Below are 24610 nucleotides of genomic sequence, written 5' to 3'. Positions count from 1 at the left end.
GCCACCGGGACATTCCCCGACGGCATGAGAAGCAGCTGCCGCCCGCCTGAGCAAGCAGCTTAGGGACGGGGCCAGCCGGCTGCGAAAGGCGCAGGGACCAACTGGCGCCGTGGCTAAACTGGCACCGTGACCAAGAGTGAGCAGCATGCGGGCGCCGGCAGGCCGCCGTCGCGCGGGAGAATTGCCGAACGGCTGCTGCCCGGCGGCGAGGAGCCGGATCCGCGGTTCACGCTTGCGAACGAACGCACTTTCCTTGCCTGGATCCGTACTTCCCTGGCTCTCCTGGCCGGCGGCATTGCCATCGAGGCTTTCACCGCCGACCTTTTCCTGGAGCCCGTCCGGAAGGGCCTGGCAGTAGTGCTGCTCCTGCTGGGCATGCTGCTGAGCGCCGGCTCTGCCGTGCGGTGGCTGCGGGTGGAACAAAGCATGCGCAACAAGGCACCCCTGCCGCTGCCACTCATTGTTCCGCTGCTTGCCGTGGCAGGAGCGCTGGCAGCCGCCGTCGTGCTGGTCTTTATCCTCTGGCGTTGAACCGTGCCGCACATACATCCTTCCGCCGGGGCACACGGAGATCCGGGCCTCCAGCCGGAGCGGACCACGCTCGCCTGGGGCAGGACCATGCTGGCACTGGTGACGGTGAGCGCCATCTTCCTCCGCTGGCTTCCTGTCCACGGGCTGCCCATCCTGCTGCTATTTGCCGTCTCGGCCGCGGCAGCAGCAGCCATCTACTTCACGCAGCGTCGCCGCTACACCGCCAGTTCACGGGGCATCGCCAGGGAAATGGCCGACGCCGATACCACCGCCGTGCTTTGGACAGCTTTTGCCGGGGTTGTGTTGGGCGGACTCGGCATCGGCGTGGTCCTCGCCGGCTAGGGCTCCAGGCCCTAAGGGCTAGAACATCGGCAGGACAAAGCCCGCCAGCAGAGCAACTGCGCCGATTCCGGTGAGGCACCGGCCCAACACCGCAGCTGTTTTTCCAGCCTCGTCCGGAGCCGCCGTCTGCCACTGGGTAGGGCGCTTGGGGTGGTAGTAGATGGGGAGCGTATCGCCCACGGCCAGGTCCTTGATGTCGTGTGGTGACATGGGCGCATGGTGCACCTGGTACTTCCGGTCGAACCAGCGGAAACCCACCCCGGTGCTGTCCGAATACACCACCGCTTCGGCCATGGCCCACGGGTGCACGAAGCGGCGCAGGAAGCCTGTGTAAAAGAGCAATCCCAACCCGGCAGGCAGGCACAACCAAGTCAGCATTTCCAGGATTGGACCTGCCATATCGAGCACAGTGGGCATGATTCTGATGGTACAGGCGTACGCTGGGGGAAACGTTTCCGCGGAAGGGGTAGGCATGAACGACGAAGATCTTTTGGCCCGTATCCAAGGCCTCGTGGAGGAGGAACACACCCTCCGTGACGGTGCCGGCGACGGCCAGGCGCCGGACCAGGACAGGCTCAAGCAGGTGGAGGAAAGGCTGGACCAGGCTTGGGACCTGCTCCGTCAGCGCAGGGCCAAAGCGGAATCCGGCGAAAACCCCAACGAGGCTGAAGCCCGGCCGGTCAGCGAAGTAGAGGGCTACAAGCAGTAGCCCCCTACCCTCGTTCAGCGGAAGTCAGCCGATCGGTTCAGTCATCTGCTCCACGTGTACTGGGCGAACCCGCGCGCCTGAACCTCCCATGCATTTTGTGTAAAACAGATCGGAGCCTTCCAATGCGCCTGGCAGTCGCCCAAATCATCAGCAGTGCAGACCCTGCCGCCAACCTGGAGCTCATTCGGGACTACGCCACCCAGGCAAAAGCCGCCGGCGCCAGGCTGGTGGTGTTCCCCGAGGCGACCATGCGCGCGTTCGGGCACTCCCTGACAGACATCGCGGAACCCCTGGACGGCCCATGGGCGGAAAAGGTCCGTGCACTGGCCCTGGAACTGGACATTGCCATCGTCGCGGGAATGTTCACTCCCGGAACGGACGGCCGGGTGCGCAACACCCTGCTGGTCGCCGGCCCCGGAGTGGATACCTCTTACGACAAAGTGCACCTTTTTGATGCTTTCGGCTTCGCCGAGTCCAAAACCGTGGACGCGGGTACCAGTCCTGTCACCTTTGAAATCGAGGGCACTGTTTTTGGCCTCGCAACGTGTTACGACGTCCGCTTCCCCTCCCTGTTCACCGCCAACGCCCGGGCCGGCGCCCGGGTCAACATTGTGTGCGCCTCCTGGGGCGCCGGCGAAGGCAAAGCGGAACAGTGGGACCTTCTGGTCCGTGCGAGGGCACTGGACAGCACCACCTTCGTGGTGGCCTGCGGCCAGGGTGATCCAGAGACCATCGGCGCTGGCCCGGCCGGAACCGCACCCACGGGCATCGGCCACAGCGCCGTCGTTACCCCGCTGGGCTCAGTGGTGGCCGCGCTGGGCGGTCAACCGGAACTCGCAGTCGTGGACATCGATCCCTCAGTGGTGGACGAGGTGCGCGCCAAGCTCCCGGTACTGGCCAACGCCCGCCCGTTCTGAACCTTTCCTAAAAGCCTGCCGCCCCGCCGGGTCTCCCCCGGCGAAAGAAGCCACGACGACGGCGCGCCGCCTTCCCAGTGCGGGGCGCCGTCGTCGTTTTCCGCCTTTCAGATCGTTCATGCTCCTCCCCGATCTCCCTCCGGATGGGAGCCATTTACACGACTGAAACACCTCCGACACACGGCCTTCATGGAGCACCAGTTTCTGTAACGCGAGCGCAACTTTGCCGGCCCTTCCCCGAAACACGGAACCCGAAAGATGGACGCCGGGGGAAGTGCGAGGGCCGGCAAGTGTCCCCGCTACGAGGCTCGATGCGAAGGGACCCGCAGGTGGAGATCACTGCCCAACATGTCTGGCTGATGGTGTCAGCCGCGATGGTACTGCTGATGACGCCAGGGCTGGGCCTCTTCTACGGCGGCATGACACGCGCCAAGGCCGCCCTGAACATGATCATGATGAGCTTCATTTCCGCCGGGACCGTTGGGGTGGTCTGGGTTCTTTGGGGCTACTCCATGACTACCGGCGACGGCGTACTGGGCATCTTTGGAAATCCCTTCGCCAGCTTCGGGCTCCGGAACCTGATGGGTTCGCCCGACCTGATCAAGGCAGGGTACAGCGCCACCTTCGCCATCATCACCGTGGCACTGATCAGCGGTGCCATTGCCGACCGCGCAAAGTTCGCTGCCTGGGCGGTGTTCGTTCCCGTGTGGGTTACCGTGGTTTACTGCCCCCTCGCCTACATGATCTGGGGCGGTGGCCTGATGAGCGCCGAGGGAGCCATCACCGCCGTTTTCGGCCAGGTCATCGACTTCGCCGGCGGCGCGGTGGTTGAAATCAGTTCCGGCACTGCTGCCTTGGTCCTGGCCCTGATAGTGGGCCAGCGGCACGGATTCGCGAAGGACCCCAACCACCGGCCGCACAACGTCCCGTTCATTATGCTGGGCGCCGCCATTCTCTGGTTCGGCTGGTTCGGCTTCAACGGCGGCGCGGCGACCACCGCGGAACAGGCCGGGCTGATCTGGGTCAACACCCTGGTGGCACCGGCAGCCGCGATGCTCAGCTGGCTTGTCACGGAAAAGATCCGCCACGGACACCCCACCTCGCTCGGAGCCGCGTCCGGCGTGGTGGCCGGGCTGGTTGCCATCACGCCTTCCTGCGCCAACGTCAGCCCCGTGGCCGCCATCGGCCTGGGCCTTGTGGCCGGAGCGGCCTGCGCCGTCTTTGTGGACCTCAAGTACCGGTTTGGGCTGGATGATTCCCTTGACGTAGTAGGAGTCCACCTGGGAGCGGGACTTATCGGAACCTTGTCACTCGGTTTTATTGCCCTGCCCGTGGACGGACAGGGTGGCGGACTGTTCTACGGCGGCGGTTTCCAGCAGCTTGTGGCACAATCCGTGGCGGTGGTGGTGACGTTGCTGCTGTCAGGCGCCGGAACCCTGGTCATTGGCCGCGCCATCAACAGGACCATCGGATTCAGGGTGAGCCACGAGGCCGAGACCGCGGGCGTTGATCTGGCCGAACACGCCGAGACCGCCTATGCCTTCGGGGAAACGGGGGCAGGTTTTCACCCTTCACGCATCGCGTCACCGCAGTTCCCCGCGTCCTCGTCCTTCCCCGCGATCCAGGACATTGCCGGCCCACGGGCCCGGGAAGACTCACTCGCCTAGCTGTTGACCCTGGTGAAAATCAATCGGCCAGGATCTGGTACAGGGCCCGCCGGGTTTCATCGAGCTTCACGATGGCTGCTGCCCGCTGTTCGTCCGTGACACCGCTGCGGAACTGGTGGACGGCGGCCATCAGCTTTCCGATGCTCTGGTGGAAGTCCCTGTCCGGGTTGTCCGGCCCGGAATTCCAGGCGTTTTCCAGGTCCTCGGCATGCTCCCCCACCCAGGACCTTCCCGCATCAGTCAGCGTGAACTCCGTCCCGCGGCCTTCGCTGAGGGCCGCAATAAGTTCCTCGTCCACCAGCTGCTGAAGCGTGGGGTAGATCGATCCGGGGCTCGGACGCCACGCCCCATTGGTCTTCTCGGCAATCGCCTTAATCAGCCCGTAACCATTTGAGGGAGCTTCGGCCAGGAGCGAGAGAATGGCGGAGCGCACGTCACCCCTGCTTGCCCTGCGTGGGCCCCGCCCAAACCCAGGGCCAAAACCTGGGCCGAAGCCGGGTCCGAAGCCGCCACCGCGGTGTCCGTGCGGTCCGCGCCTGCCACGGCCGCGCTCGAACCGGCTCCTGCCGGAGTGCGGGCCTGAAATATCGTCATGAGAAATGCCCTTCATCGTGGCATCATCCTTTCGTGTGTTGGTTCGCTGTTCCTTCAGCGATAGTTAACGATATGTCGTTAACTATCGCTGGTCAAGGAAAAGAATTCATCAAATCATGACCTTCCTTCCTCTGGATCGCCCTTGGGGGCCGGCGTATTCTTTTGGCACTCTCCGAGCTTGAGGGCTGAAACATGGCGACGAAAAAGAAGCGCAGGCGCAGCGGTTCCGCGTGGGGACGGCTCCTGGGATTTATCGCAGCGAGCGCCATGTGCGGGGTGTTGGCTGCCAGCCTGGTTGTGCCGTCTGTTGCGGCCGCCGGGTACGGCGTCAGCACCTCCATCGGTTTCTTTGAAAGCCTGCCGGAAGAGCTCACTGTCCAGCCGCCGTCGCAATCCACCAAGGTCCTCACTTCGGATGGCCAACCTATCGCCACGTTCTACGCGGAGAACCGCGTCAGGATTCCGCTGGACCAGATCTCGCCGTTCATCAAGGACGCCGTCATCGCCATCGAGGACAGCCGGTTCTACGAACATGCCGGCCTGGACCCGCAGGGCATTCTTCGGGCGGTGGTTGCGAACTTGACCAAGGGCGACCAGCAGGGCGCGTCCACCATCACCCAGCAGTACGTCACCAACGTCCTTAACGAGGCAAAACTGTCCCAGGACCGGCCGGAGGAGGTGGTTCTCAGCGGCCAGAAGGACATCGGCGACAAGCTGCGTGAGATGAAACTGGCTGTTGCGCTGGAGAAGAAGTTCAGCAAGGAGCAGATCCTTGAGGGCTACCTGAATATCGTGTTCTTCAACAGTGACGCTTACGGAGTGGAAGCGGCAGCCCGGTACTTCTTCAGCACCAGCGCGAAGGACTTGAACCTTCCCCAGTCCGCGTTGTTGGCCGGGCTCGTGAACAGCCCCACTTTCTACAATCCCGCCATCAACCCGGACAAGTCGGTGACCCGCCGCAACCAGGTACTCGGCGAGATGCTCCGCCTCGGTAAGATCACGCAGGAACAGCACGACGAGGCCGTTGCGGCCCCCATCGACCTGAAAGTCAATCCGGAGCGGCAGGGCTGCGCCAACGCCACCATGGCCCCGTACTTCTGCGACTACATTTCACACCTGATCCTGAACAACCCGGCGTACGGACCCACCGTGGAGGAACGGGAGAGGAAGCTCTACCGGGGCGGCCTGACCATCACCACAACACTGGACAGCAGGATCCAGGCAGCCGCCCAGTCCCAGGTGGACGGCACGGCGGGGCCTAACCCGGACCGCTGGGGGGCTGCGCTGGTGACCGTCCAGCCCGGAACCGGCAAGATTTTGGCGATGGCCCAGAACACGGTCTTCCTGGCGGAGCCGGGCAAGTTCGATACCCACTTGAATTTCAATGTCGACGCAAAGGACCCGCAGGGCAACAACCTGAACGGAGCCGGCGGCTTCCAGACCGGATCCACGATGAAGCCGTTCACGTTCGCCCAGTGGCTGAATGAGGGCAAGCGGCTCAACGCAGAGGTGGATGCGTCGAAACGCGTTTACCCCGTGGGTTTCCCCTGGCGGTCGAGCTGTGGAAAGGTGCTGGGCGCCTACAGTACAGCCCAGAAGAACCCTGAGCTGGGCGCGGCAGATGACCTCCAGAACGCAGAGGAGGGCTTCTACCGGAAGATGCCCATCAACTACGGCCTCTACAACTCCATCAACACTGCGACCTTCGCTTCCGCTACCCAGCTCGACTTCTGCGGCATCCAAAAGATGGTGGATGCCGTGGGCCTTCACAACGGCCACGACGGTTCGCCCATCAACATGCACCAACTGGGCAACCTCCTGGGCGCCACCAATGTGGCTCCGCTCCACATGGCGAACGCCTTCGCCACCTTTGCCAATGACGGGCGTTACTGCACACCGATCGCGCTGCAGGAAGTCACCGACGCCGCCGGCGGGAAGCTTCCCGTCCAGGCAAGTGAGTGCCGGGACGCGGTGAAGCCCGATGTGGCCCGCGGCGTCAACTCGGTGCTGCAGGACGTGATGAAGGTCGGTTCCGGGGTCTGGATCAATCCCAAGGTCCATGAGAAGGTTCCGGTGGCGGCAAAGACCGGCACCTCCAACAACAACGGCGCCACCTGGGTGGTTGGCTACACCACTGGCCTTTCCACCGCTTCCTTCTTCGGGGACGCACTGGAAAGCCAGCAAAGGGCGGGGCAGAACGTTACGATCAACGGCATCTTCTATCCCCGCCTGGACGGCTTCATGATCGCCGGGCCGCAGTGGGCGAACTACATGGTGAATGTGGCCCCGCTCTACCCGGCGGCGCCGTTCCCGGGGCCCCCGCCGTCCATGTCGGACCCCAACCCGCCGCCCACGCCCGGCCGCTAGCCTTTCGGCAGGGTTTGAACGGCCGGGCCGGAAATCCTGCCCCGACTCCCCATGCTCTGGCAGGATGGGCGGGTGAAAAGCCTCGAGACAGAGCGGCTGGTCCTCCGGCAGTGGGAGCTGGAGGACGCCGGCTTTGTGCTTGACCTTTATTCCCGCTGGGAGGTCCAGCGCTTCATCGGGAACCATCCGCAGGTGATGAGGGACTTGGCGGAGGCTGAGGAGCGCATCCACACCTGGCGGAACATCCATCAGCAGCCCATGGCCCACACCAGCCACGGCATCTGGGCGGTACAGCTCAAAGGCCCGGGGCAGTTGAAGGGGACGGGAACGCCGGGGCCGCTCGCCGGAACCCTCCTCCTGAAGTCCATCCCGGCGTCGGGCGAATCCCTTCCGCTCCAGCCGTCCGGCGACACGGAAATCGGCTGGCACTTCCACCCCAGCCACTGGGGCAACGGCTACGCCACTGAGGCGGCGGCTGCGGTCCTCGCCCATGCCCTGGAAGGCGGCCTGGACAAGGTCGTGGCAGTGACGGCCCCTGCTAACACGGCGTCACAGAAGGTCTGCCTGCGCATCGGCATGGCGCACGTCGGACAGACCCAGAGGTACTACAACTCACTGTGTGAGCTTTTCGAAGCGCACAGGCGCCACTAGCCCGCCCCTTTCCACAGCCGTTGCCACCACGAGCGGGGCTGCTCCGGTTCGGGTGGCGCCTGCGGAGGATGGGATGCCGCCCGGCGCCCGCGCCACCGTTCCACTTCCTCCTCCACGTCCCGGGTCCTGGTGATTACCGGCGGGCCGCCCTGGAGCTGGCGGCGGGCGTCGATCACGCGGCGGTTGAAGTCCTGCAGGATGTCGCGGACCTGCTGCTCGGTATATTGCCCATCAAGCCTGGCGTCGAGTTCCGCGTCCTCAGTGCGGAGCAGGATGGCTGCCGGACCCAGGCCGCTGATGTTTTCCCGCTGGATGAGGCCTTTGACCCACCAGTCGGGGTCGTACGACTCCCCCAGCCCCGGAATCGGTTTGCCCGCGTACTTGAGGTTGTCGAACTTCCCGTGGGCCATGGCGTCCCGGACCAGGTACTCCGCCCGGGCGGCGTCGCCCACCTTCCGGCGCTTTTCCCGTTCTTTCTCATCCCGGGCGTCCAGCGCGGCTTCCTCGTCCGCACTGATGCCGGCTCCCCGGTACGACCGGACTTCGGCGGCTCGCTCCAGCCGCCTTCGGAAGTCCTCCGCGCCGCTGCCCATCCCTGCCACCGCCTTACCCTTGGAGCAATCCTTCCTTCCAGTATTCAGAAGCTTTCCGTCCTGATCAACGCCAGTGCCGCGGGCGAAATCCCGCGAGGCATAAGCTGGTCACCGGGTCGATCAAAGAGGAGTAACCCATGGATGCCAGCGGATCAGCAGAACGGGCGGAAACCTTCAGCTGGATGGATCCCCGCGTCGGGCTGGAGCACCTCCCGCACATGTCCGGGCTGGAGTTTCTCGCCGGCATGCGGGACGGGACCATCCCGCGTCCGCCCATGGCAGCCCTGATGAATTTGACTCTTGTGGGGGTGGCTCCCGGGCAGGTCGAGTTCGAGTGCCGGCCGGGTGAAGCGCATTACAACCCGCTGGGGATGGTGCACGGCGGGCTTGCCTGTACGCTGCTGGACACCGTGGCGGGATGCGCGGCCCACACCACCCTTGCTGCGGGATCCGGCTACACCTCCATTGACCTCTCCGTCAGCTACCTTCGCCCCATCACGGCCAACCATGGAGTCCTACGGGCAGAGGGTTCGGTGGTCAAAGGAGGCCAGCGCGTCATCTTCGCCCAGGGACGCATCGTTGGTCCTGCCGGGGAACTGCTCGCTACCGCCACCAGTTCCCTGCTGGTGATGCCCGCGGGCAGCACGCCGCGCATGCCCTGAGCGGACGACGGCGGGAAGTCCCGTCGTCGTCCGCTGCCGCTGTGGCGCTGGGCAGGTAAGCCGGTCAGGCGTTGGCGTGCGTCGAAAGGATGGCGTCGATCTGGCCCACAGCTTCGCGCATGCCTTCCTCCATGCCCATCTGCACCATCTGTTCCACCTGTTCCTCCGATTCGAAGGTGGAGACAATGGTCATCCTGGTGCGCGCGCCTGCCTCTTCAAGCGAGACGGTTGCGTGGGTGATGCCCATGGAATCGACGGGCGCTCCGTTTTCGTCGGCGAAACCGTCGTCGAACTCCAGCCTGTGAGGCGCCTGGATGGCGGTGAAGCGCCACCAGCCGCCGGCCTTCTCCCCCTCCGGACCGGTCATGTAGTAGCCGGCCTTTCCGCCGGACTGGAAGTCGAACGTGTCGAAAGTGGCGGGCCAGGTGGGCGGTCCCCACCAGCGTTCCAACTGCCGTGGGTCCTCCCAAAGCTGCCAGACACGTTCGACGCCGGCGTCGAACTCGGCCACAAGGGTGAAGCTGAGCGCCTCAAGATTCTTGGTGGAACTGATAACCGACATTGCAGAACCCTTCCTTATCCTTCAGCCAGAATGTCAGCGATCCGGCCGACGCGCTGCCGCCAGATAGCCTCATACTCATCGAGCAGCCGCCGGGCTTTCCGCAGTCCTTCATGATTTCCCCGCACGATCTGCTCCCTTCCGCGCTTTTCCTTTGTCACCAGGGAGGCGCGCTCCAACACCGCAACATGCTTCTGGACTGCGGCGAAACTCATGGCGTACAGGCCCGCGAGGCCGGAGACCGTGTACTCGCCCACCGTCACGCGCCGGACGATGTCCCGGCGGGTGGAATCAGCGAACGCCTGGAAAAGACGGTCAAGTTCGGTTTCACGGAGCTGATCTACAACCATTTGGTTGTACGATAGTCCTCCACGGTTGCCGGTGTCAATGCTCCAGGCACCTTGATCCCGGGGCCCGGCCTGCCACCGGGTATGTTGTAGCCCATGGGTATTTTCCTGGCCGGCGCCGGGCCGGACTACCGCTCCTTTCCGGAGGTGTTTGAGCACTTCGTCGAGGACATCCGAAGACGCTGCGGCCAGTCACGGCCGGCCCGGATCGCTATCGTGGTGCACCACCGTGGCGGGGACCCGGAAGGCGTGCTGCAGGATTACGCCGGGCCCCTTCAGTCCCTGATGTCCTGCGAGGTGGCTCCGGTCCTGCTCCGTGCCGGCAGTCCCGCAGATCCCGCAGTGTTCCGCGACGCAGACGCTGTGGTGGTGGGCGGGGGGCTGACTCCGGAGTACCTGGCAGGGCTGCACGGATGCGCCGGCGCCCTGGCGGCAAAGGCGGCCGACGGCGTCCCCTACCTCGGGTTTTCCGCAGGGGCCATGATTGCTCCCGCCAGGGGCATCATCGGCGGTTACCGCGTTGAGGGCATAGCAGTGTGCGGGGAGGAGTGTTCAGAGGAGCTGGATGACGTGGAGATCCGCGCGGGATTGGGGCTTGTTCCGTTCGCCGTGGACGTCCATGCCGCCCAGGCCGGCACACTGAGCAGGGCTGTGGGTGCCGTGGCCGCCGGACTCGTGGACAGGGCTGTCGCCGTCGATGAAAACACAGCAATAGTCCTCTCAGACGGCAGCAGGGGGGACTTTAAGGTAATCGGCAGCGGCAACTGCTGGGATATCCGCAGGGCCGAAACAGGATGCCGCGTTTCCGTCCGCTCAGCGTGCACCTGAACCAGGAGAACCGGCTGTTGGAGGCGGCCTACGCGTCGAAGTGCGTCTTGATGCTGTTGCCGGAGAGCTGCTCAATCAGTTCGGTGGCGACGTCCCGAAGTTTGCGGTTGCGGTTACTGGAGACCTTGGTGAGGATTTCCATCGCTTCCGCCTGTGAGCACCTGTTCTGTGCCATGATTACTCCGCATGCCAGATTGATGGCGGTGCGGCTTTCCATCGCCGCCTCCAAATCCTCCGCCCGCTCCTCCGCGGAGTTGATGCGAACCGACAACAGGAGCGTGCTGTGGGCGGCAGCAGCAAAGCCAACGGCTTTGTCGTAAACATTCGGCGTGAAGACGTTGGGCTTTGAAGCAAAAAAGTTCAGTGCGGCGCTGGCTCCATTGCTGATTTCCAGGGGCACTCCCAAGGAACTGTAAACGCCTGCATCTGCAAATTTCCGAGCCAGCTCCGGCCACCGCGAATCGGAAGCGACGTCATCAATCACTACCGGAGCCATGTCCCGCAGCGCTTTGATGCAGGGACCGTCTCCTACGGCCTGCTCCAGCTGATCCAGCTCGACTGCCCTGCTGCTGCTGCCCGCGGCAGTGGAGGGCTTTCGCCTCACCTTAACGGTTACAGCACACTCAATTGAGTCGCCGGCCGCTTCGGAAACCGCGGCGGCAGCCAGTTTGGAGAGTCCGGAGAGGAACTCGGCGGCATCTTCAGTGCCCACAAGAATGCTCTGAAGCTGTTCAAGGGGGTCGCTCCCGGATGAATTCCACATGGGCCTATCCTATGTCCCTGCTGTAGTGGGAAGCGGTTGGACGGACATGAACCAGGAATGGCCGGGCCAGGATACTTCCAATTACCTCCAATGGATTCACTGGGATGGGAGCCGCCTGCTATTCGGGCACCTCCATTTGGAAGCCGCAGGGACAATGCAAAACCTGCGTTGTGAGATAGACGTCAAGCGCGTCCTCGATAGCCTGGTCAGTGAAGGCAGGTGCAGTGAGCCGGCGGAGTTCGGAGCCGGTTTTCTGCATCGGGCGACCACAATGGACGTACTGCCCGCCGAAGGCAAGCACGTCCTCGGAGCTCGCGAGCCGGCTCAGCGCTGCGGCAACAGCAGCGACGTCAGCCCGGTGGAGGTAGTGGCGCCGGCATGAGCCACAGGAGTAACCAACTTCCACAAACGCGCCCGCGGGCGGGTCCAGGGCGGCGATGGAGTGCAGGGCCAGGTCGAGGTCGGTGCCGCACCCCGTGCACCAAAGCGGGCGGCCGTCAGTCCGCTTCCCCTGGATGCGATGGTCCGGTCCCTCCGGATGGATGGACATGATCAGGCAGCTGACGGGTAGCTGGACAGGATGTAGTCAGCCGCTGCCGGGCCCACCATTCGCAGCCTGCTGTCGTGGACGTCAATTCCCCCCCGGTGCATGCCCGCGCGGAAGGCAACATCCGGTTTTGCCTCCAGGCCGTGAATGAAGCACCAGCTGACATACAGGCCGTAAAGGCAGTCTGCGGACAGGGGGCAGTCAGTGTCAAAATCGGGAATGGTGGATTCGGCAAGAAAGGTTGAAAAATGCGAGGCAGCCATGATGGCTCTCTTTCGCTGGCGTGCATCCGTCCGCCGTCTTGCTACAGCGGTTTCTCCTGACGGCCCTGCACAAGACCCGGAGGGGGAGCATCACAATGATGTGACACCCGCCACTTAGAACTTACGCGCTGGCCGTCCGCGTGTCCACTGGCAGCCCTCCCCCACGTTCCGGCCTGCTATTCGTCAAAGTGGGTGCGCAACTGCGGGTCCGGTGTGATGGACCGGATAACGCCTACCGCCACATCCCTCAGTTTGATGTTGCGGCTGTTCGACGCTTTCCTCAGGATGGACATGGCTTTGGCCTGGCTGCAGCGGTTTTGCGCCATGATGACGCCAACGGCCACATCGATGGCCGTCCTGGACTTCATTGCCGCCTCCAGGTCCTCCTTCGCATCCCTCAACTGGGTCAGGCGCAGCTCCAGCCGGAGTGTTTTGGCGGACTGTTCCCCAAACAGTTCAGCCCGCGCGATGTCCTCTGGCGAGAAACCAAGCACGGCCGAGGAGTAGATGTTCAGGGCAGCGGAGGAGTCCCCTTCAAGTTCCAGCGGAACGGAGAGGAGTGAGCAGACGCCGTGGGCTGCAACCGCCCGTGCATATTCCGGCCAGCGGCGCTCGCTGCTGACGTCACCCACGTAGGTGGTTTCACCTGTTCGCATGGCGTGGAGGCAGGGACCGTCCTGGAAGGAATACTGCAACTCATCCATTTCGCACGCTCGCGGCGTACTGGAGGCGACAGTCAGGGGCTTCTTTCGGCGGGCCACCGTGACGTTGCAGATGACCTCACCACCGGGCGGGGCAAGGAGGGAGGCTGAGAAAACTGCGAGTTCCTCGAAAAAGTCCTGGGCGTCAGCATTCTGCAGGACGAGGTCCTGCAGACGGGAGGCGATCCCGCCCTGAAAGGCAGCCGAATAAGGGATGGCATCAGCAGTGCCGGGTGAATCGACAGCGATATTGGGTGAGGCGTCCATTGCACATTCCTGAAGTTGGGGTTTAACCGCTTCAGTTTTTGGTGTGCGGTTCCATAACGCCCACTTCCAAACGATCTCCCCACCCTACCTTGGTTCATCTGGGGCGGATCCATCACGCCGGCAGGGGCAGGGCTGGTGGATCCCGCTGCCTCACCGGGTGTCCGCTGATCTGCAAATGGGCCGCCCCCCTTTTGGCGACGTGATGAGACTCACCTGCAACAAAACGCGCATTGGTTGAGTCGCCTCCCGCGCTCTGGGCACTATGGAAATGCAGGGTGGTGACCTTCCCTGGCACCCCCTCAAGGAGCCGTGTAATTGGTCACATCCACCCCCGCAAAGGTTGCCAATCCTCGCGGCAACCTGCACCATTGAAAATACGGGAATGCGCTTTCCCACTGCAGTCCGTCCTCATAGACGAGGACACAGTCCGGGCAATGATGACTCCGGGCTGCCGAACCGCGAAATGGAAGTTGAATAATGACGTTCGATACCAATAACTCCGTGACCCTGAAGATCTGGGACAGGTCTGCCCTCCACCACACGCTGGACACCGCAGTGAGCGACCTCTCAGCACGCCACAACACCACCACGTGCCGCATCGCCGTCACCTGCAGCGGACCGAACACCTTTACCCTGAGCGTTCGCGAGGACCTCGCGCTGGCTTCCGCTTAGGTTCCACCGACTCAGCAACACGGGCGACGGCGGCATGTCCCGCCGTCGCCCGTTTTCAGTGCCGCCCAGGCTGGCCATCGAGTGTTCGGGCGTTGCGTGTTTACAGGTTCCCGCTGCGCTTGGCGGGCTATATCGACAGCCGTCAATCCGTTGCATAATGGGGAGCATGACAGCCCTGCAAACCCTCGAGCCCGAGGTGGACCCCGCCTGCTGCAATCCTGCGCAGAAGCCGGCACTGAGCGCGAAGGAAGCCCAGCAGAGGGCACTGGTTTTCAAGGCGCTGGCCGATCCCAACCGGCTTCGCCTGCTGTCCATCGTTAAGGCCGGAAAATCGGGAGAGGCCTGCGTGTGCGACCTCACCGAACCGCTGGACCTCGGCCAGCCCACGGTGTCACACCACTTGAAAATCCTGGTGGACGCCGGGCTGCTGCACCGGGAAAAGCGGGGCACCTGGGCATACTTTTCTCTCGTCCCCGGCGCCCTCGATGAGGCGGCCGGACTCCTGGCGACGCTGTGAAACAGCAATCAGCGCAAGCCCAAACGCGCGAAGCCGCGCCTGCCGCCCTTCCCCGCCCGTCACTGAACGTTATCCCGGCGGCGCTGGTCTCGGCGTCGGGCTTCTTGCTGTTTGCCCGCCAGGACCGCATCTCGGGCTTCCTCCTCCTGGCTGCCGCCCTGGTCCTGGCCGCAATGCTCAGCCGCCGCCTTGTTATTGACCTGGCCTTGATCGGGGTGGGACTGACCGCCATGAGCCTGGTCCCGATCACCACCGATATCAGTACCGGGCACATGGCCGTGATGGGCACTGCGATGATCCTCGCCGTCGGCATCCCCTACGCGGTGTCGCGGTTCATCACCAAGGACCATGCCGTCCGCTTCCCGGTCAGGACCGGGCAGCCGTGGACCCGAGCCGAGAAGTGGTACCTGCCCGCGGTGCTGGTGATTGGGTACGCCCTGATGCCTGTTTACATGATCCGGACCGGCGTCTACACCAACTGGCCCGCCGTCAGTGACCCCGAAGGCATCGCCCGGCTCTTCCTGGGAACCAACGTGCTGGGAATCTGGGACGAACTTTTCTTCATCTGCACTGCCTTCACGCTGTTCCGCCGGCACCTTCCCGACTGGCAGGCAAACCTGCTCCAGGCAGTGCTTTTCACGTCCTTCCTGTGGGAGTTGGGCTTCCACTCCTGGGCGCCGTTTTTTATCTTCCCGTTCGCCCTGCTCCAGGCACGGCTCTTCACCATCACCAAGTCGCTGTCCTACATCGTCAGCGTCCACCTGCTGTTCGACTTTGTGCTGTTCCTGGTGCTCATCCACGCCCGCAACCGCGAGTGGATCGACATCTTCCTCTACTGACGCGCCCCCTCTTCCGCTGCCCGCCGCTGTGGCGGCGTCCCCTGTTGCCGCAGTCCCGCGGTGTCTACCCCGCCGGCCGGAGTGAGGTGATCATGCGCCTGATGTTTTGGTATTCGGTGGTGTCCATGTACTTCCGGGCCTGTTCCAGGTATGGCAGGGATTCAGCACCCGGCGTCCTGTTGTTCACGGGGTCATAGAACGCCCCGAACATCGCCGCGGTGGGCGGCCAGGTGAAGAAGTGGAACATGGCGCAGGCTGAATCGCCGGTGGGAGCGGGAACGGATGTGATGCCGTAGGCGGCCGCCGGCGTATCAGCGGGGCCGGGAGCGTTGGCGTCTCCGCGGGTTTCAAAGACGTACCGCGGCGCTGCGCCATCCTGAGCCAACGCAGGAAGTTCCTGGGACTCAAACTCTGAGTAGGGATACTTTTCCATGCAGGTGGATCCCGTTGCCATGTTGGTCCTCAGCGTGGCCAGTGGCCTTCCGGCCTCGTTAGTGACCTCAGCAAACGCGCCGCCGCCTTCAGGCAACTCCCCGGCCGGGTCCTGGACGCTCCAGGCGGAGGGATAGTCGAAGGCCAACTGCCCGTCCGCGGTCGTAAACGTGGACCAGGCCCCCTTCGTGGCAGTGACTGTGGGCGGGGTGGTCAACGCAGGGGACGTTGCTAGCGGGGCTGTGGCGGGTGGGGGTGCCGGAGGCGAGGAAGAAGCCACGGAGCTGGGGGCAGTGGGCTCGGTACCGGGCGATACTGAGGTCGCGGGTGCGGTGCTTGTCGCGGTGGGCGGCCCTGCCTGCGGACCGCATCCGGCAAGTACGACAGAAACCAGAATCAATGCGGGCAGCAGCCCGCCGGACCTGCGCATGTCACCCTCCAAAGGCCAGGAAACTTGTCCTCCAATTGTGGAACCGCCGGCAGGTTCCGGACCTGGGGGCTGCCAGTTTGGCGCCGAACCGTTGTGCCCAGTAACAGAAAGGCTTTCGGGGCTTAAAGCCCGACGGCGGCCCGCCCCTTGGGGAGCCGGCCGCCGTCGAATGCGTTTTGTTATTAGAAGGTGGAAGTGTCGATCACGAAGCGGTAGCGCACGTCCGAGACGAGGACGCGCTCGTAGGCATCGTTGATCTTGTCGGCGGGAATAACCTCGATCTCCGCTCCAATCCCGTGCTCGGCGCAGAAGTCCAGCATTTCCTGGGTTTCGCGGATACCGCCGATCATCGAACCGGCGAAGGAGCGGCGGCCGGCGATCAGGGCGAACGCGTTGACCGGGAGCGGCTCGGCGGGGGCGCCGACGTTGACCAGTGCGCCGTCGAGGGTCAGCAGCTGCAGGTAGGAGCTGATGTCGATCGAAGCACTGACCGTGTTGATGATCAGGTCGAAGTGGCCGGCAAGCTCCGTGAAGGTGTTCTCGTCGTTGGTGGCGAAGTAGGAGTCGGCGCCCAGGCGCAGGCCGTCTTCCTGCTTCTTCAGCGACTGCGACAGGACCGTCACCTCTGCGCCCATGGCGTGGGCGATCTTGACGGCCATGTGGCCAAGTCCGCCGAGGCCGACGACGGCGACCTTCTTGCCCGGGCCGGCGCCCCAGTGGTGCAGCGGGGAGTAGGTGGTGATGCCGGCGCACAGCAGCGGTGCGGCGACGTCGAGGTCCAGGCCTTCTGGAATGGTCACCACAAAGTCTTCGGTGACGACGACGTGGGTGGAGTAGCCGCCCTGGGTGATGGTCCCGTCCCGGTCAACGGCGCCATAGGTTCCCACGTTGCCCTTGAGGCAGTATTGTTCCTCGCCCTTCAGGCAGTTGGCGCATTCGCGGCAGGAGTTGACCATGCAGCCGACACCGACCCGGTCACCAACCTTGTGCTTGCTTACCTCCGCGCCCACCTCGGTGACGATGCCGGCGATTTCGTGGCCGGGGACCAGCGGATACTGCTGCGGGCCCCAGTCGCCGCGGACCGTGTGGATGTCCGAGTGGCAGATGCCGGCGAACTTGATCTCGATCAGGACGTCATGGGCTCCAACTTCCCGGCGCTCGATGGTGGTGGCAAAAAGGTCCTCGGTGGCGGACGGGGATGCGTAGGCCTTGACGGTGGTCATGGTTCTCCTGTGGGTTTTGGGGGGATAACTGAATGCTACAGGGTTGATTAACATCAAACAGATGACCGGCAGCCGTAGCGAGGGCCCTGCCGAAACGGGGTATGGCAGAACCCCCTTAGGGCTTCCCCTTTCGTCGTAACGTTGGCCTATGGATAACCGATCCGAGGTCAGGCAGTTTCTGTCCACCCGCCGTGGACGTATCACCCCGGAGCAGGCAGGCATTGAACCGTACGGCGGGCGGCGCCGCGTGCCAGGGCTCCGCCGGGAAGAAGTGGCCCGCCTGGCCGGCGTCAGCGTGGACTACTACACCCGCCTGGAGCGCGGTAATCTCTCCGGCGTCTCCGACAGCGTGCTGGACTCCATCGCGCGGGCCCTCGAGCTGGACCGCGCTGAGCACGACCATCTCTATGACCTCGCGCGGGCAGCCAACATGTCCGGCCGAAAACGTTCGGCGGCCCCGGTTCCGTCACGGGTGCGACCGGAACTGCAGTACCTCCTGGACACCATCAGCGGGGCGCCTGCGTTCATCGGTAACAACAGGATGGATATCGTGGCGGCCAACACCCTTGGTTACGCCCTGTACTCCGACATGTATAAGAGCACTGCCAGGCCGGCGAACCACTCCCGGTTCATCTTTTTGGACCCCCGTTCCCATGCTTTCTACACCGACTGGGAACGGGCGGCGAACGCCAACGTGGCCATACTGCGGCGTGAAGCGGGCCGCAATCCGCACGACAAGGGCATTGCCGAGCTTATTGGAGAGCTGTCCATGCGCAGCGACGAATTCCGCACGCGCTGGGCTGCACACAACGTCCGCAGCCACTACGCCGGCACCAAGTTCTTCCAGCACCCGGTGGCGGGACTCCTCGAACTGAACTACCAGGTCCTCGGCCTGGAAGAAGATCCGGGGCACTCCCTGACGGTGTACCCGGCCACTCCGGGCAGCCCCTCCGACGAGGCCCTCAAGCTCCTCGCATCCTGGGCCGTGACGGAAAACATTGTTGGTTTGGCCCTGGCAGGAGCACGGAACTAGCATCGGGCCCGCCGCTTGCCCCGGACCCGTTACCCCTGGGACAACGGCACTTCCAGGATCCGGTCATCCCCGGCCCGGGGGTCACCCCGGCCATCCGTGTTGTTGGTCAGGAACCACAGCTGCCCGCCCGGGGCCACCGTAACGTCACGGATCCGGCCGTACTCGCGGCCGAAGTGTTCTGTGGCGGTGGAGGGGTCGGAAACGGGAACGGACCGCAGGACCTGGCCGCGGAGGTTGGCGATGAAGAGGGTCCCGCCTGCATGGGCCATGCCGCTGGGACTTGCGGCGGTGGGCTGCCATTGCTGCACCGGATCAACAAAGCCTTCCCGTCCCGCAATTCCTTCGACCGTGGGCCAGCCGTAGTTGGCACCCGGTCGAATGATGTTCAGTTCGTCCCACGTGTTCTGGCCGAACTCCGTGGCGAACATGGTTCCGTCGTCCGCCCACGCTATGCCCTGCGGATTCCGGTGCCCGTAGCTATAGACGAGGGAGCCTGGAAAGGGGTTGTCGGCGGGTACGTCACCGTCCGGAGTCATCCGCAGGATTTTCCCGGCCAGCGAGTCCCGGTCCTGGGCGCTGTTCCGCTGGCTCGCGTCGCCGGCGGTGACGTACAGCATGCCGTCAGGGCCAAAGGCGATCCGGCCGCCATCATGGATGCTCGCCGACGGCAGGCGATCGAGGAGGGTCTCAGCCTGGCCCAGCGACAATGAGCCTGGTTCGCCGGTGACGGCGAAGCGCTGGACCCGGTTGCCGTCCGACCCCGTGGAATAGACGAACAGGCTGCCCTCACGGCCCACGGCAAGGCCCAGCAGGCCCGATTCTCCCCTGGCAGCCACTCCCTCAACGGTTCCGATGGGCCGCGCCGATCCGTCCGGTGCAAGCTCGAGGATGCGCCCGCTGTTCCGCTCGCTGACCAGTGGCGTGCCGTCCCGGAAGACCACCGACCACGGAGCGTCAAGGTCCGTGGCCACCGGCTGCGGCGTGCCGCCGATGCGGGCCGCTGCCGCCGGAGCGGGTGCACTTGCCGGTGCAGAGGACGCCGGAGCAGAAGATGCCGGTTCGGGGGAAGCGCTGGAGGTGGGCGTGGGAGGCGGCGGGGCGGCAGTGCAGCCTGCCAGCAGGACGGCGGTTCCAATGGCTGCCGCAGCGACTAACCCGTGGCGCATGTGCTTCTCCCATCCATCACATTTCCCCTTCCAGTCACATTAACCCGAGTTGCGGATCGTGGCGCTGCGTTGCCACGGCAGATCAGGCTGGATGCACCCGGCTGGTGAGGTAGAGGCGGTGGGCGGTGATGACCAGTGCCAGCCAGGCCGCTCCGAGCGCCCAGGCGCCCAGGACATCAGTGAGCCAGTGGTGCCCGAGGTAGACACGGCTCAGCCCCATGGTGACCGCGAAGATGCCTGCTGCCACGCCGGTCAGGACGCGGGCGCGGGCGGACTTGAGGCGGAGGATGATCAGGTACGCCACGATTCCGGCGATCACCACCGAGTTCAATGAGTGGCCGCTGGGGAATGACGCCGAGTATTCGTACGGCGGAACCGCGTCGGCAAGGTCTGGCCTGGTGCGGCCCACCAGCTCCTTGCCGGCGATGGTCATCAGAAGGGACCCCAGCCCGGCAACCAGCATCAGGATGACAGGTGTCACGGACCGCCGCTTCAACGCCAGCCCGATCATGATGGCCAGCGCCAGCACGGGCATGCCCACCGTCCCGCCGACGTCCGTGTAGCCGGTGATAATAGCGTCCAGGGCCGGGGACCGCAGTGTTTTGGCACTGTCCAGGACCGGATGATCCAGTCCCGCGACGCCGTCGGCCTCGACTACGGATTCATACACCTCAGCGAACACGGCGGCCAGCGCAACGGCCAGGGCTGCCCCGGCGGAAAGTATGAGGACCAATGCGGCATGCGAACCCAAAAGTGCGCTGATCCGCTGAACCGTGGAGGCCAGGAGCCGGCCAGGTTTGGTATTCCACCGGGTGAGGTCCTGTCCGCCCACAAAGCGGTCCTGCTGAACTTCGCCGCTCACCCCGGCTTCCGGCAGATCCTTCGCTGCAACCATGTTTCCTGAGCCCTCCTGCCGCTTACCCGAATTTAGTAAGCAAGCTTATCTTGCTTGGAGGGCTTATCTATTGCTGGGTTGCCAACTGGTTCAAGCAGTAGTTCTTGAACCAGTGCCGGATGCCCTGCGGCAGCTTCGGGTAGGTCAGGGCCAGGACGTGCATGGTGCGGTGGAAGCGGCGCTCGTGGCGGTCGCTCCAGGGCAGTCCAAAGTCCTGGCGCAGCTGGTGCGGAAGGAGCCCGGCCGTGAGGAACCTGGCGGCCGGCATGCCCGCGCGGTGCCAGCGAGCCGCGCGCTCCGGGTAGAGGAGGCCGCGGCCCACCCGCACGGCGTTTTCATCGGCGCGCAGTGTGCGGATGCGCTCATCCCAGTAGCGGCGGAACGCTGCCCGGTCCTCTGGCCACATCCGCTCCGGAAGCTGCAGGGCCGTGCCGATTTTTGCGTAGTCACGGTACATCGCATCGGCGGATTCGTCGTCAAGCGGTCCGTAGATTTTCTCGATGATGGTGTGGGCAGTGTCGTAAAGCGTCGCCGTCACCCACAGCTGCAGCTCGGCGTTGTAGGCGTTGTAGCCCGGGGAATCTTCATCAGCCGCCCGGCGCACAGGAACGTGGGCCCGGTTCACCCGGCGGCGGACCTCTTTGAGCTGGTCGTCCGTGCCGTACACAACTGCGTAGACGTACGTGAGTGTGCCCGTCAGCCTGTCGATGGGACGGTCCGTGAAGCTGCTGTGCTCGGCAACGCCCCTGCCCACCGCAGGGTCAGCGAGCTGCAGCAGGATGGCACGGCCTGCTCCGGCCAGCAGGATGCCCTCTGCGCCCAAATCCGTCACTCCACGCGCCATCCCAACAGGCTACCGGAGGGGCGGACACTGGACGACGGTGCTGAGGCCGAACCTCAAGTCCTGCCGTAGGGTCTTCAGCCTCAAGTTCTCTAGACTGGCCAGGGAAACGTAAGCCGCAACAAGGGACGAAGGAGCAAAGATGAGCGGAGTAGTCGTTGTAGGAGTGGACGGCAGCGAGTCGGCCAGGAAGGCGGCGGAGGCTGCCCGGGACCTGGCAGCCTCGCTGGGTGCGTCGCTTCATGTGGTGACCGCTTTCGAGACGGAGAACGCCGAGACCTTCGGCAGCGGCTCGGACACGGTCAGGGTCTCGAACGCCGACAGCGCCGAACACGTCGCGAAGGCCCTGGGCAATTCAGCGCAAGGGCTGGAAATCGCGCACTCCGCTGCCCGGGGCAAACCGGCTGATGCCCTGATCAAGGAAGCCATCCGCCTCGACGCGCGGGTGATCGTGGTGGGCAACCGCAGAATGCGCGGCATTGGCCGGCTCCTCGGCAGCGTCGCCAACAGCGTGGCGCACAACGCCCCCTGCGATGTTTACATCGCCAACACCTACGAGGACTAGCAGCTTATCCAAGCGAGGACGGGCGACGGCGGGTTTCCACCCGCCGTCGCCCGCTTCCGTTTTCCAGCAAGTCAAGTGCGGGCCACCTGGATCACCGGTATGACTTCGAAAAGCCATGCGCCCAACACGGCCAGCGCACTAATCCAGGTTGTTCCCTACCGTTTCAGGCCCGCACAGCCCGCAAAATTGGCTAGCTCGAGACGTCCTTTTCGATTTCCTCGGCGAGCTCGTCCACGGCTTCGGGCCGAAGCTCGATGCCGGCCTCATCGAACCGCTCCTCGAGCACATGGCTTACGTCGTCCTGGACGTGGCCCAGGCGGATCTCGTCTTTGACCTCTTCTGCGATGCTTTCCGCAGTTTCCACGCCATCAACCTCCTCCACGCTGTCATCGTCATCAAAAGGGGCACCGGCGGTATCAGCGAAGTCAGTCATACCTCATCGTTGCCGGTTACCTGCGGGCGGTCAATGTGCCGACCGCTTAAGGCAAGGCGGACGACGGCGGAACGTCCGCCGTCGACAGCTTCCTTCGTGGCGGCGTCCCGCCGTCGTCCGCCTTCCTTTGTGCCGGGGTCCCCCGTCCGCGTCGCCTCAGGGCGCGAAGGACAGCGACTGCGCAACGGTGACCGTAATCAGGACAAGGAAGGTGGCACCTACCGCCCACGCTTCCAGCCGCAGGCGCCGTCTGCTTCGAGCCTGTGGCGCCTTATGCCGCGACTTCCACTTGTACATAGTCCTCCTCGAGGAACATCCGGGGTTCCTGTCAGCCGTCATTGCCAGCCAGATGATCAAGCCGGATGGGTTTTTCCATCATTTCTTCACCCCGTCAACGTCACTCCCTATGACGGACGGACGCTTTAGTGTCCATGTCCTGCCCCAGCTCCGACCGGAAGCCAGGGGGCAGGGAGTCAAGGCTGTTGAAGCTGTAAAGGTGGATCCCGGCGATGTTGCCGGGCTGGGTTGCCAGGCCGGCAATCAGGCTGTCCGGCGAGTAGCGGTCGCCGCTCAGGAGTTTGCGGGCCAGCGGACCCTTGCGACTGAGGAACTTCAGGGAACTTCCGACGCCGATTTGCGTGGACAGTGCCACGAGCCTGGTCCGCGGGACGGAGCCGGCCACGCCCGCCCAGACGGGCAGGTGGACGCCTTCGCGGCGCAGCAGCGCCGCGAAGTCATGGATCTTTTCTGCGGCGAAGCACATCTGGGTGACGATGTGGGAGGCCAGGTGCTGCTTCGCCAAAAGGCCGTCCAGCAGGTCCACGGGGCTGATTGACGGGTGGCCTTCCGGGTAGCCGGCAACACCCGCCCGCATCATCCCGCTGCTGTACTGTGTGATGTCCTTGAGGACCGGAAGGGCCGAGTCATAAATCCCGGCGGGCTGTTTCCGGTCTCCCCCGATAACGAAGACTTCGCGGATGCCGGCCGCGTCGCAGCCGCGGACAATCTCGGTCAGTTCGGCACGGGTGCGGATGCCGCGGGCGGCGAGGTGCGGGATAACCTTGAAGCCGGCATCGGACAGCTCCACGGCGGCGCGCATGGTGCGCTCGATGCCATGGTGCGGCAGGCAGGTCACGCTGAGCGGGGTGGTCCTGGGCACCAGCGCCTGGACCCGCTCAATGATTCCCTGGGCAGGGATGATTTCGATTCTGACGGGGAACGTCATTGGTCCTCTTTCAACATCAGGGCGCCGGGCGGCAGGTTTGGGCTGCCTGCGGGGACACTTAGGCTGTGGCGGCCAGGAGTGAGCTGGCTTCCTGGCGGGTGGTGCCGGAGGACTCAATGTGGGCCAGTTCGGCGGGGATTTCCCAGCCTTTCTTCCGCATCGCGGTGGCCCAGAGCCGGCCGGCCCGGTAGGAGGACCTGACCAGGGGTCCGGACATGACGCCGAGGAAGCCGATCTCGGTGGCCTCGTCCTGGAGGTCCACGAATTCCTGCGGCTTGACCCAGCGGTCCACCGGCAGGTGCCGCTCACTCGGGCGCAGGTACTGGGTGATGGTGATCAGGTCACAGCCGGCCTCGTGCAGGTCCCGGAGGGCTTCGGAGATTTCCTCGCGGGTTTCGCCCATGCCCAAGATCAGGTTGGACTTGGTCACCATGCCCAGGTTCCGGCCCTGCGTGATCACATCAAGGGACCGCTCGTAGCGGAACGCGGGCCGGATCCGCTTGAAAATCCGCGGCACGGTCTCGACGTTGTGCGCGAACACCTCCGGCCGGGAATCGCAGATCGCGGCGATGTGCTCGGGTTTGCCCGAGAAGTCCGGGATCAGCAGTTCGACGCCGGTGCCGGGGTTCAGCTCGTGGATCTTGCGGACCGTTTCGGCGTACAGCCACACGCCCTCGTCCTCGAGGTCATCGCGGGCCACGCCGGTGACGGTGGCGTAGCGCAGCTGCATCGACTGCACGGACCGGGCGACCTTGGTGGGTTCGAACCGGTCCACCGGGGACGGTTTGCCGGTATCGATCTGGCAGAAATCACACCGCCGCGTGCATTCAGAGCCGCCGATCAGGAACGTGGCTTCCTTGTCCTCCCAGCACTCAAAGATGTTGGGGCAGCCGGCCTCCTCGCACACCGTGTGCAGGCCTTCCTTCTTCACCAAGTTCTTCAGGCCCACGAACTCCGGGCCCATCTGGACCTTGGCCTTGATCCACTCCGGCTTCCGCTCCACCGGGACAGCCGAGTTGCGCTGCTCGATC

General features: G+C 64.4%; 31 protein-coding genes. 14 read left to right on the top strand and 17 right to left on the bottom strand.

Features of this window, described 5'->3' with window-relative positions:
* Window positions 1-126: 126 nt before the first annotated feature.
* Both AC5RTE_RS10725 and AC5RTE_RS10720 read left to right on the top strand, forming a co-directional pair.
* Entirely contained in the window at window positions 127-531 is a 405-nt protein-coding gene (locus AC5RTE_RS10725; RefSeq protein ID WP_494041385.1) for a YidH family protein, read from the top strand.
* 3 nt (window positions 532-534) lie between these two features.
* A complete protein-coding gene (locus AC5RTE_RS10720; RefSeq protein WP_494041384.1) occupies window positions 535-873 on the top strand; it encodes a DUF202 domain-containing protein in 339 nt (112 codons plus the stop codon).
* Window positions 874-891: 18 nt separating this feature from the next.
* Here the strand turns inward: AC5RTE_RS10720 and AC5RTE_RS10715 are convergent, their stop codons facing one another.
* Entirely contained in the window at window positions 892-1290 is a 399-nt protein-coding gene (locus AC5RTE_RS10715) for a hypothetical protein (RefSeq protein ID WP_494041383.1), read from the bottom strand.
* Between the two features lie 55 nt (window positions 1291-1345).
* On the opposite strand from AC5RTE_RS10715, the gene AC5RTE_RS10710 reads away from it, so the two are divergent.
* From AC5RTE_RS10710 to AC5RTE_RS10700, 3 genes are all read left to right on the top strand, one after another.
* On the top strand, window positions 1346-1582 hold the full coding sequence (locus AC5RTE_RS10710) for a DUF2630 family protein (RefSeq protein ID WP_494041382.1): 237 nt from the start codon (window positions 1346-1348) through the stop codon (window positions 1580-1582).
* 122 nt (window positions 1583-1704) lie between these two features.
* Complete coding sequence (locus AC5RTE_RS10705) at window positions 1705-2499, top strand: carbon-nitrogen hydrolase family protein (protein WP_494041381.1); 795 nt, start codon at window positions 1705-1707, stop codon at window positions 2497-2499.
* Window positions 2500-2828: 329 nt separating this feature from the next.
* Window positions 2829-4166 carry an ammonium transporter gene (locus AC5RTE_RS10700; RefSeq protein WP_494041380.1) on the top strand — a complete coding sequence of 446 codons (1338 nt, stop codon included), beginning with the start codon at window positions 2829-2831 and terminating at the stop codon, window positions 4164-4166.
* A 19-nt stretch (window positions 4167-4185) separates the two neighbouring features.
* Here the strand turns inward: AC5RTE_RS10700 and AC5RTE_RS10695 are convergent, their stop codons facing one another.
* Complete coding sequence (locus AC5RTE_RS10695) at window positions 4186-4776, bottom strand: PadR family transcriptional regulator (protein ID WP_494041379.1); 591 nt, start codon at window positions 4774-4776, stop codon at window positions 4186-4188.
* A gap of 176 nt (window positions 4777-4952) precedes the next feature.
* Here AC5RTE_RS10695 and AC5RTE_RS10690 point away from each other — a divergent pair, with 176 nt between their 5' ends.
* A complete protein-coding gene (locus tag AC5RTE_RS10690) occupies window positions 4953-7127 on the top strand; it encodes a transglycosylase domain-containing protein (protein WP_494041378.1) in 2175 nt (724 codons plus the stop codon).
* 72 nt (window positions 7128-7199) lie between these two features.
* On the top strand, window positions 7200-7778 hold the full coding sequence (locus tag AC5RTE_RS10685) for a GNAT family N-acetyltransferase (protein WP_494041377.1): 579 nt from the start codon (window positions 7200-7202) through the stop codon (window positions 7776-7778).
* On the opposite strand, the gene AC5RTE_RS10680 is transcribed toward AC5RTE_RS10685, so the two are convergent.
* A complete protein-coding gene (locus AC5RTE_RS10680; RefSeq protein WP_494041733.1) occupies window positions 7775-8371 on the bottom strand; it encodes a DnaJ family domain-containing protein in 597 nt (198 codons plus the stop codon). The genes AC5RTE_RS10685 and AC5RTE_RS10680 overlap by 4 nt on opposite strands.
* Window positions 8372-8508: 137 nt before the next feature.
* On the opposite strand from AC5RTE_RS10680, the gene AC5RTE_RS10675 reads away from it, so the two are divergent.
* Window positions 8509-9033, top strand: coding sequence for a PaaI family thioesterase (locus AC5RTE_RS10675; protein ID WP_494041376.1), 525 nt, complete (start codon window positions 8509-8511; stop codon window positions 9031-9033).
* A gap of 64 nt (window positions 9034-9097) precedes the next feature.
* Here the strand turns inward: AC5RTE_RS10675 and AC5RTE_RS10670 are convergent, their stop codons facing one another.
* Both AC5RTE_RS10670 and AC5RTE_RS10665 read right to left on the bottom strand, forming a co-directional pair.
* Entirely contained in the window at window positions 9098-9595 is a 498-nt protein-coding gene (locus AC5RTE_RS10670) for an SRPBCC family protein (RefSeq protein WP_494041375.1), read from the bottom strand.
* Window positions 9596-9609: 14 nt separating this feature from the next.
* Window positions 9610-9942 carry an ArsR/SmtB family transcription factor gene (locus tag AC5RTE_RS10665; protein ID WP_494041374.1) on the bottom strand — a complete coding sequence of 111 codons (333 nt, stop codon included), beginning with the start codon at window positions 9940-9942 and terminating at the stop codon, window positions 9610-9612.
* Between the two features lie 93 nt (window positions 9943-10035).
* Between AC5RTE_RS10665 and AC5RTE_RS10660 the strand changes: the two genes are divergently transcribed.
* Window positions 10036-10767, top strand: a complete 732-nt coding sequence (locus AC5RTE_RS10660) for a Type 1 glutamine amidotransferase-like domain-containing protein (RefSeq protein ID WP_494041373.1) — start codon at window positions 10036-10038, stop codon at window positions 10765-10767.
* A gap of 28 nt (window positions 10768-10795) precedes the next feature.
* Here the strand turns inward: AC5RTE_RS10660 and AC5RTE_RS10655 are convergent, their stop codons facing one another.
* The 4 genes from AC5RTE_RS10655 to AC5RTE_RS10640 form a co-directional block, all read right to left on the bottom strand.
* On the bottom strand, window positions 10796-11530 hold the full coding sequence (locus AC5RTE_RS10655; RefSeq protein WP_494041372.1) for a GAF and ANTAR domain-containing protein: 735 nt from the start codon (window positions 11528-11530) through the stop codon (window positions 10796-10798).
* Window positions 11531-11648: 118 nt separating this feature from the next.
* Window positions 11649-12080, bottom strand: a complete 432-nt coding sequence (locus AC5RTE_RS10650; protein WP_494041371.1) for a hypothetical protein — start codon at window positions 12078-12080, stop codon at window positions 11649-11651.
* A 2-nt stretch (window positions 12081-12082) separates the two neighbouring features.
* Window positions 12083-12340 carry a hypothetical protein gene (locus AC5RTE_RS10645; RefSeq protein ID WP_494041370.1) on the bottom strand — a complete coding sequence of 86 codons (258 nt, stop codon included), beginning with the start codon at window positions 12338-12340 and terminating at the stop codon, window positions 12083-12085.
* Between the two features lie 176 nt (window positions 12341-12516).
* Entirely contained in the window at window positions 12517-13308 is a 792-nt protein-coding gene (locus AC5RTE_RS10640; protein ID WP_494041369.1) for an ANTAR domain-containing protein, read from the bottom strand.
* Between the two features lie 477 nt (window positions 13309-13785).
* On the opposite strand from AC5RTE_RS10640, the gene AC5RTE_RS10635 reads away from it, so the two are divergent.
* The 3 genes from AC5RTE_RS10635 to AC5RTE_RS10625 all read left to right on the top strand — a co-directional run bounded on the left by AC5RTE_RS10635 (window position 13786) and on the right by AC5RTE_RS10625 (window position 15336).
* Window positions 13786-13980, top strand: a complete 195-nt coding sequence (locus tag AC5RTE_RS10635) for a hypothetical protein (protein WP_494041368.1) — start codon at window positions 13786-13788, stop codon at window positions 13978-13980.
* Between the two features lie 166 nt (window positions 13981-14146).
* A complete protein-coding gene (locus AC5RTE_RS10630; RefSeq protein ID WP_494041367.1) occupies window positions 14147-14497 on the top strand; it encodes an ArsR/SmtB family transcription factor in 351 nt (116 codons plus the stop codon).
* Window positions 14494-15336, top strand: coding sequence for a CPBP family glutamic-type intramembrane protease (locus tag AC5RTE_RS10625; RefSeq protein WP_494041366.1), 843 nt, complete (start codon window positions 14494-14496; stop codon window positions 15334-15336). The genes AC5RTE_RS10630 and AC5RTE_RS10625 overlap by 4 nt, the downstream gene beginning before the upstream one ends.
* A 64-nt stretch (window positions 15337-15400) precedes the next feature.
* Here the strand turns inward: AC5RTE_RS10625 and AC5RTE_RS10620 are convergent, their stop codons facing one another.
* Complete coding sequence (locus AC5RTE_RS10620) at window positions 15401-15985, bottom strand: hypothetical protein (RefSeq protein WP_494041365.1); 585 nt, start codon at window positions 15983-15985, stop codon at window positions 15401-15403.
* Window positions 15986-16380: 395 nt separating this feature from the next.
* Window positions 16381-17421: an NAD(P)-dependent alcohol dehydrogenase gene (locus tag AC5RTE_RS10615; protein ID WP_494041364.1), complete on the bottom strand. Its 1041-nt coding sequence runs from the start codon at window positions 17419-17421 to the stop codon at window positions 16381-16383.
* Between the two features lie 148 nt (window positions 17422-17569).
* Here AC5RTE_RS10615 and AC5RTE_RS10610 point away from each other — a divergent pair, with 148 nt between their 5' ends.
* The gene (locus AC5RTE_RS10610; RefSeq protein ID WP_494041363.1) at window positions 17570-18454 is read left to right on the top strand and encodes a helix-turn-helix transcriptional regulator; all 885 of its coding nucleotides are present in this window, start codon (window positions 17570-17572) and stop codon (window positions 18452-18454) included.
* Window positions 18455-18483: 29 nt separating this feature from the next.
* Here the strand turns inward: AC5RTE_RS10610 and AC5RTE_RS10605 are convergent, their stop codons facing one another.
* The 3 genes from AC5RTE_RS10605 to AC5RTE_RS10595 form a co-directional block, all read right to left on the bottom strand.
* Window positions 18484-19620, bottom strand: a complete 1137-nt coding sequence (locus AC5RTE_RS10605) for a PQQ-dependent sugar dehydrogenase (protein WP_494041362.1) — start codon at window positions 19618-19620, stop codon at window positions 18484-18486.
* Between the two features lie 82 nt (window positions 19621-19702).
* Window positions 19703-20515 carry a phosphatase PAP2 family protein gene (locus AC5RTE_RS10600; RefSeq protein WP_494041361.1) on the bottom strand — a complete coding sequence of 271 codons (813 nt, stop codon included), beginning with the start codon at window positions 20513-20515 and terminating at the stop codon, window positions 19703-19705.
* A 67-nt stretch (window positions 20516-20582) separates the two neighbouring features.
* Complete coding sequence (locus AC5RTE_RS10595; RefSeq protein WP_494041360.1) at window positions 20583-21359, bottom strand: oxygenase MpaB family protein; 777 nt, start codon at window positions 21357-21359, stop codon at window positions 20583-20585.
* Window positions 21360-21498: 139 nt separating this feature from the next.
* Here AC5RTE_RS10595 and AC5RTE_RS10590 point away from each other — a divergent pair, with 139 nt between their 5' ends.
* The gene (locus tag AC5RTE_RS10590) at window positions 21499-21921 is read left to right on the top strand and encodes a universal stress protein (RefSeq protein ID WP_494041359.1); all 423 of its coding nucleotides are present in this window, start codon (window positions 21499-21501) and stop codon (window positions 21919-21921) included.
* 190 nt (window positions 21922-22111) lie between these two features.
* On the opposite strand, the gene AC5RTE_RS10585 is transcribed toward AC5RTE_RS10590, so the two are convergent.
* The 3 genes from AC5RTE_RS10585 to lipA all read right to left on the bottom strand — a co-directional run bounded on the left by AC5RTE_RS10585 (window position 22112) and on the right by lipA (window position 24609).
* Window positions 22112-22354, bottom strand: a complete 243-nt coding sequence (locus AC5RTE_RS10585) for a hypothetical protein (protein WP_494041358.1) — start codon at window positions 22352-22354, stop codon at window positions 22112-22114.
* A gap of 397 nt (window positions 22355-22751) precedes the next feature.
* Window positions 22752-23579, bottom strand: coding sequence for a methylenetetrahydrofolate reductase (locus AC5RTE_RS10580; protein ID WP_494041357.1), 828 nt, complete (start codon window positions 23577-23579; stop codon window positions 22752-22754).
* 58 nt (window positions 23580-23637) lie between these two features.
* Complete coding sequence (gene lipA, locus AC5RTE_RS10575; protein ID WP_494041356.1) at window positions 23638-24609, bottom strand: lipoyl synthase; 972 nt, start codon at window positions 24607-24609, stop codon at window positions 23638-23640.
* Window position 24610 lies beyond the last annotated feature (1 nt).

This window comes from Arthrobacter sp. K41, assembly GCF_059089645.1.
Note: the sequence above shows the minus strand (reverse complement) of the source record. Positions and strands in the feature narration are given on the sequence as shown.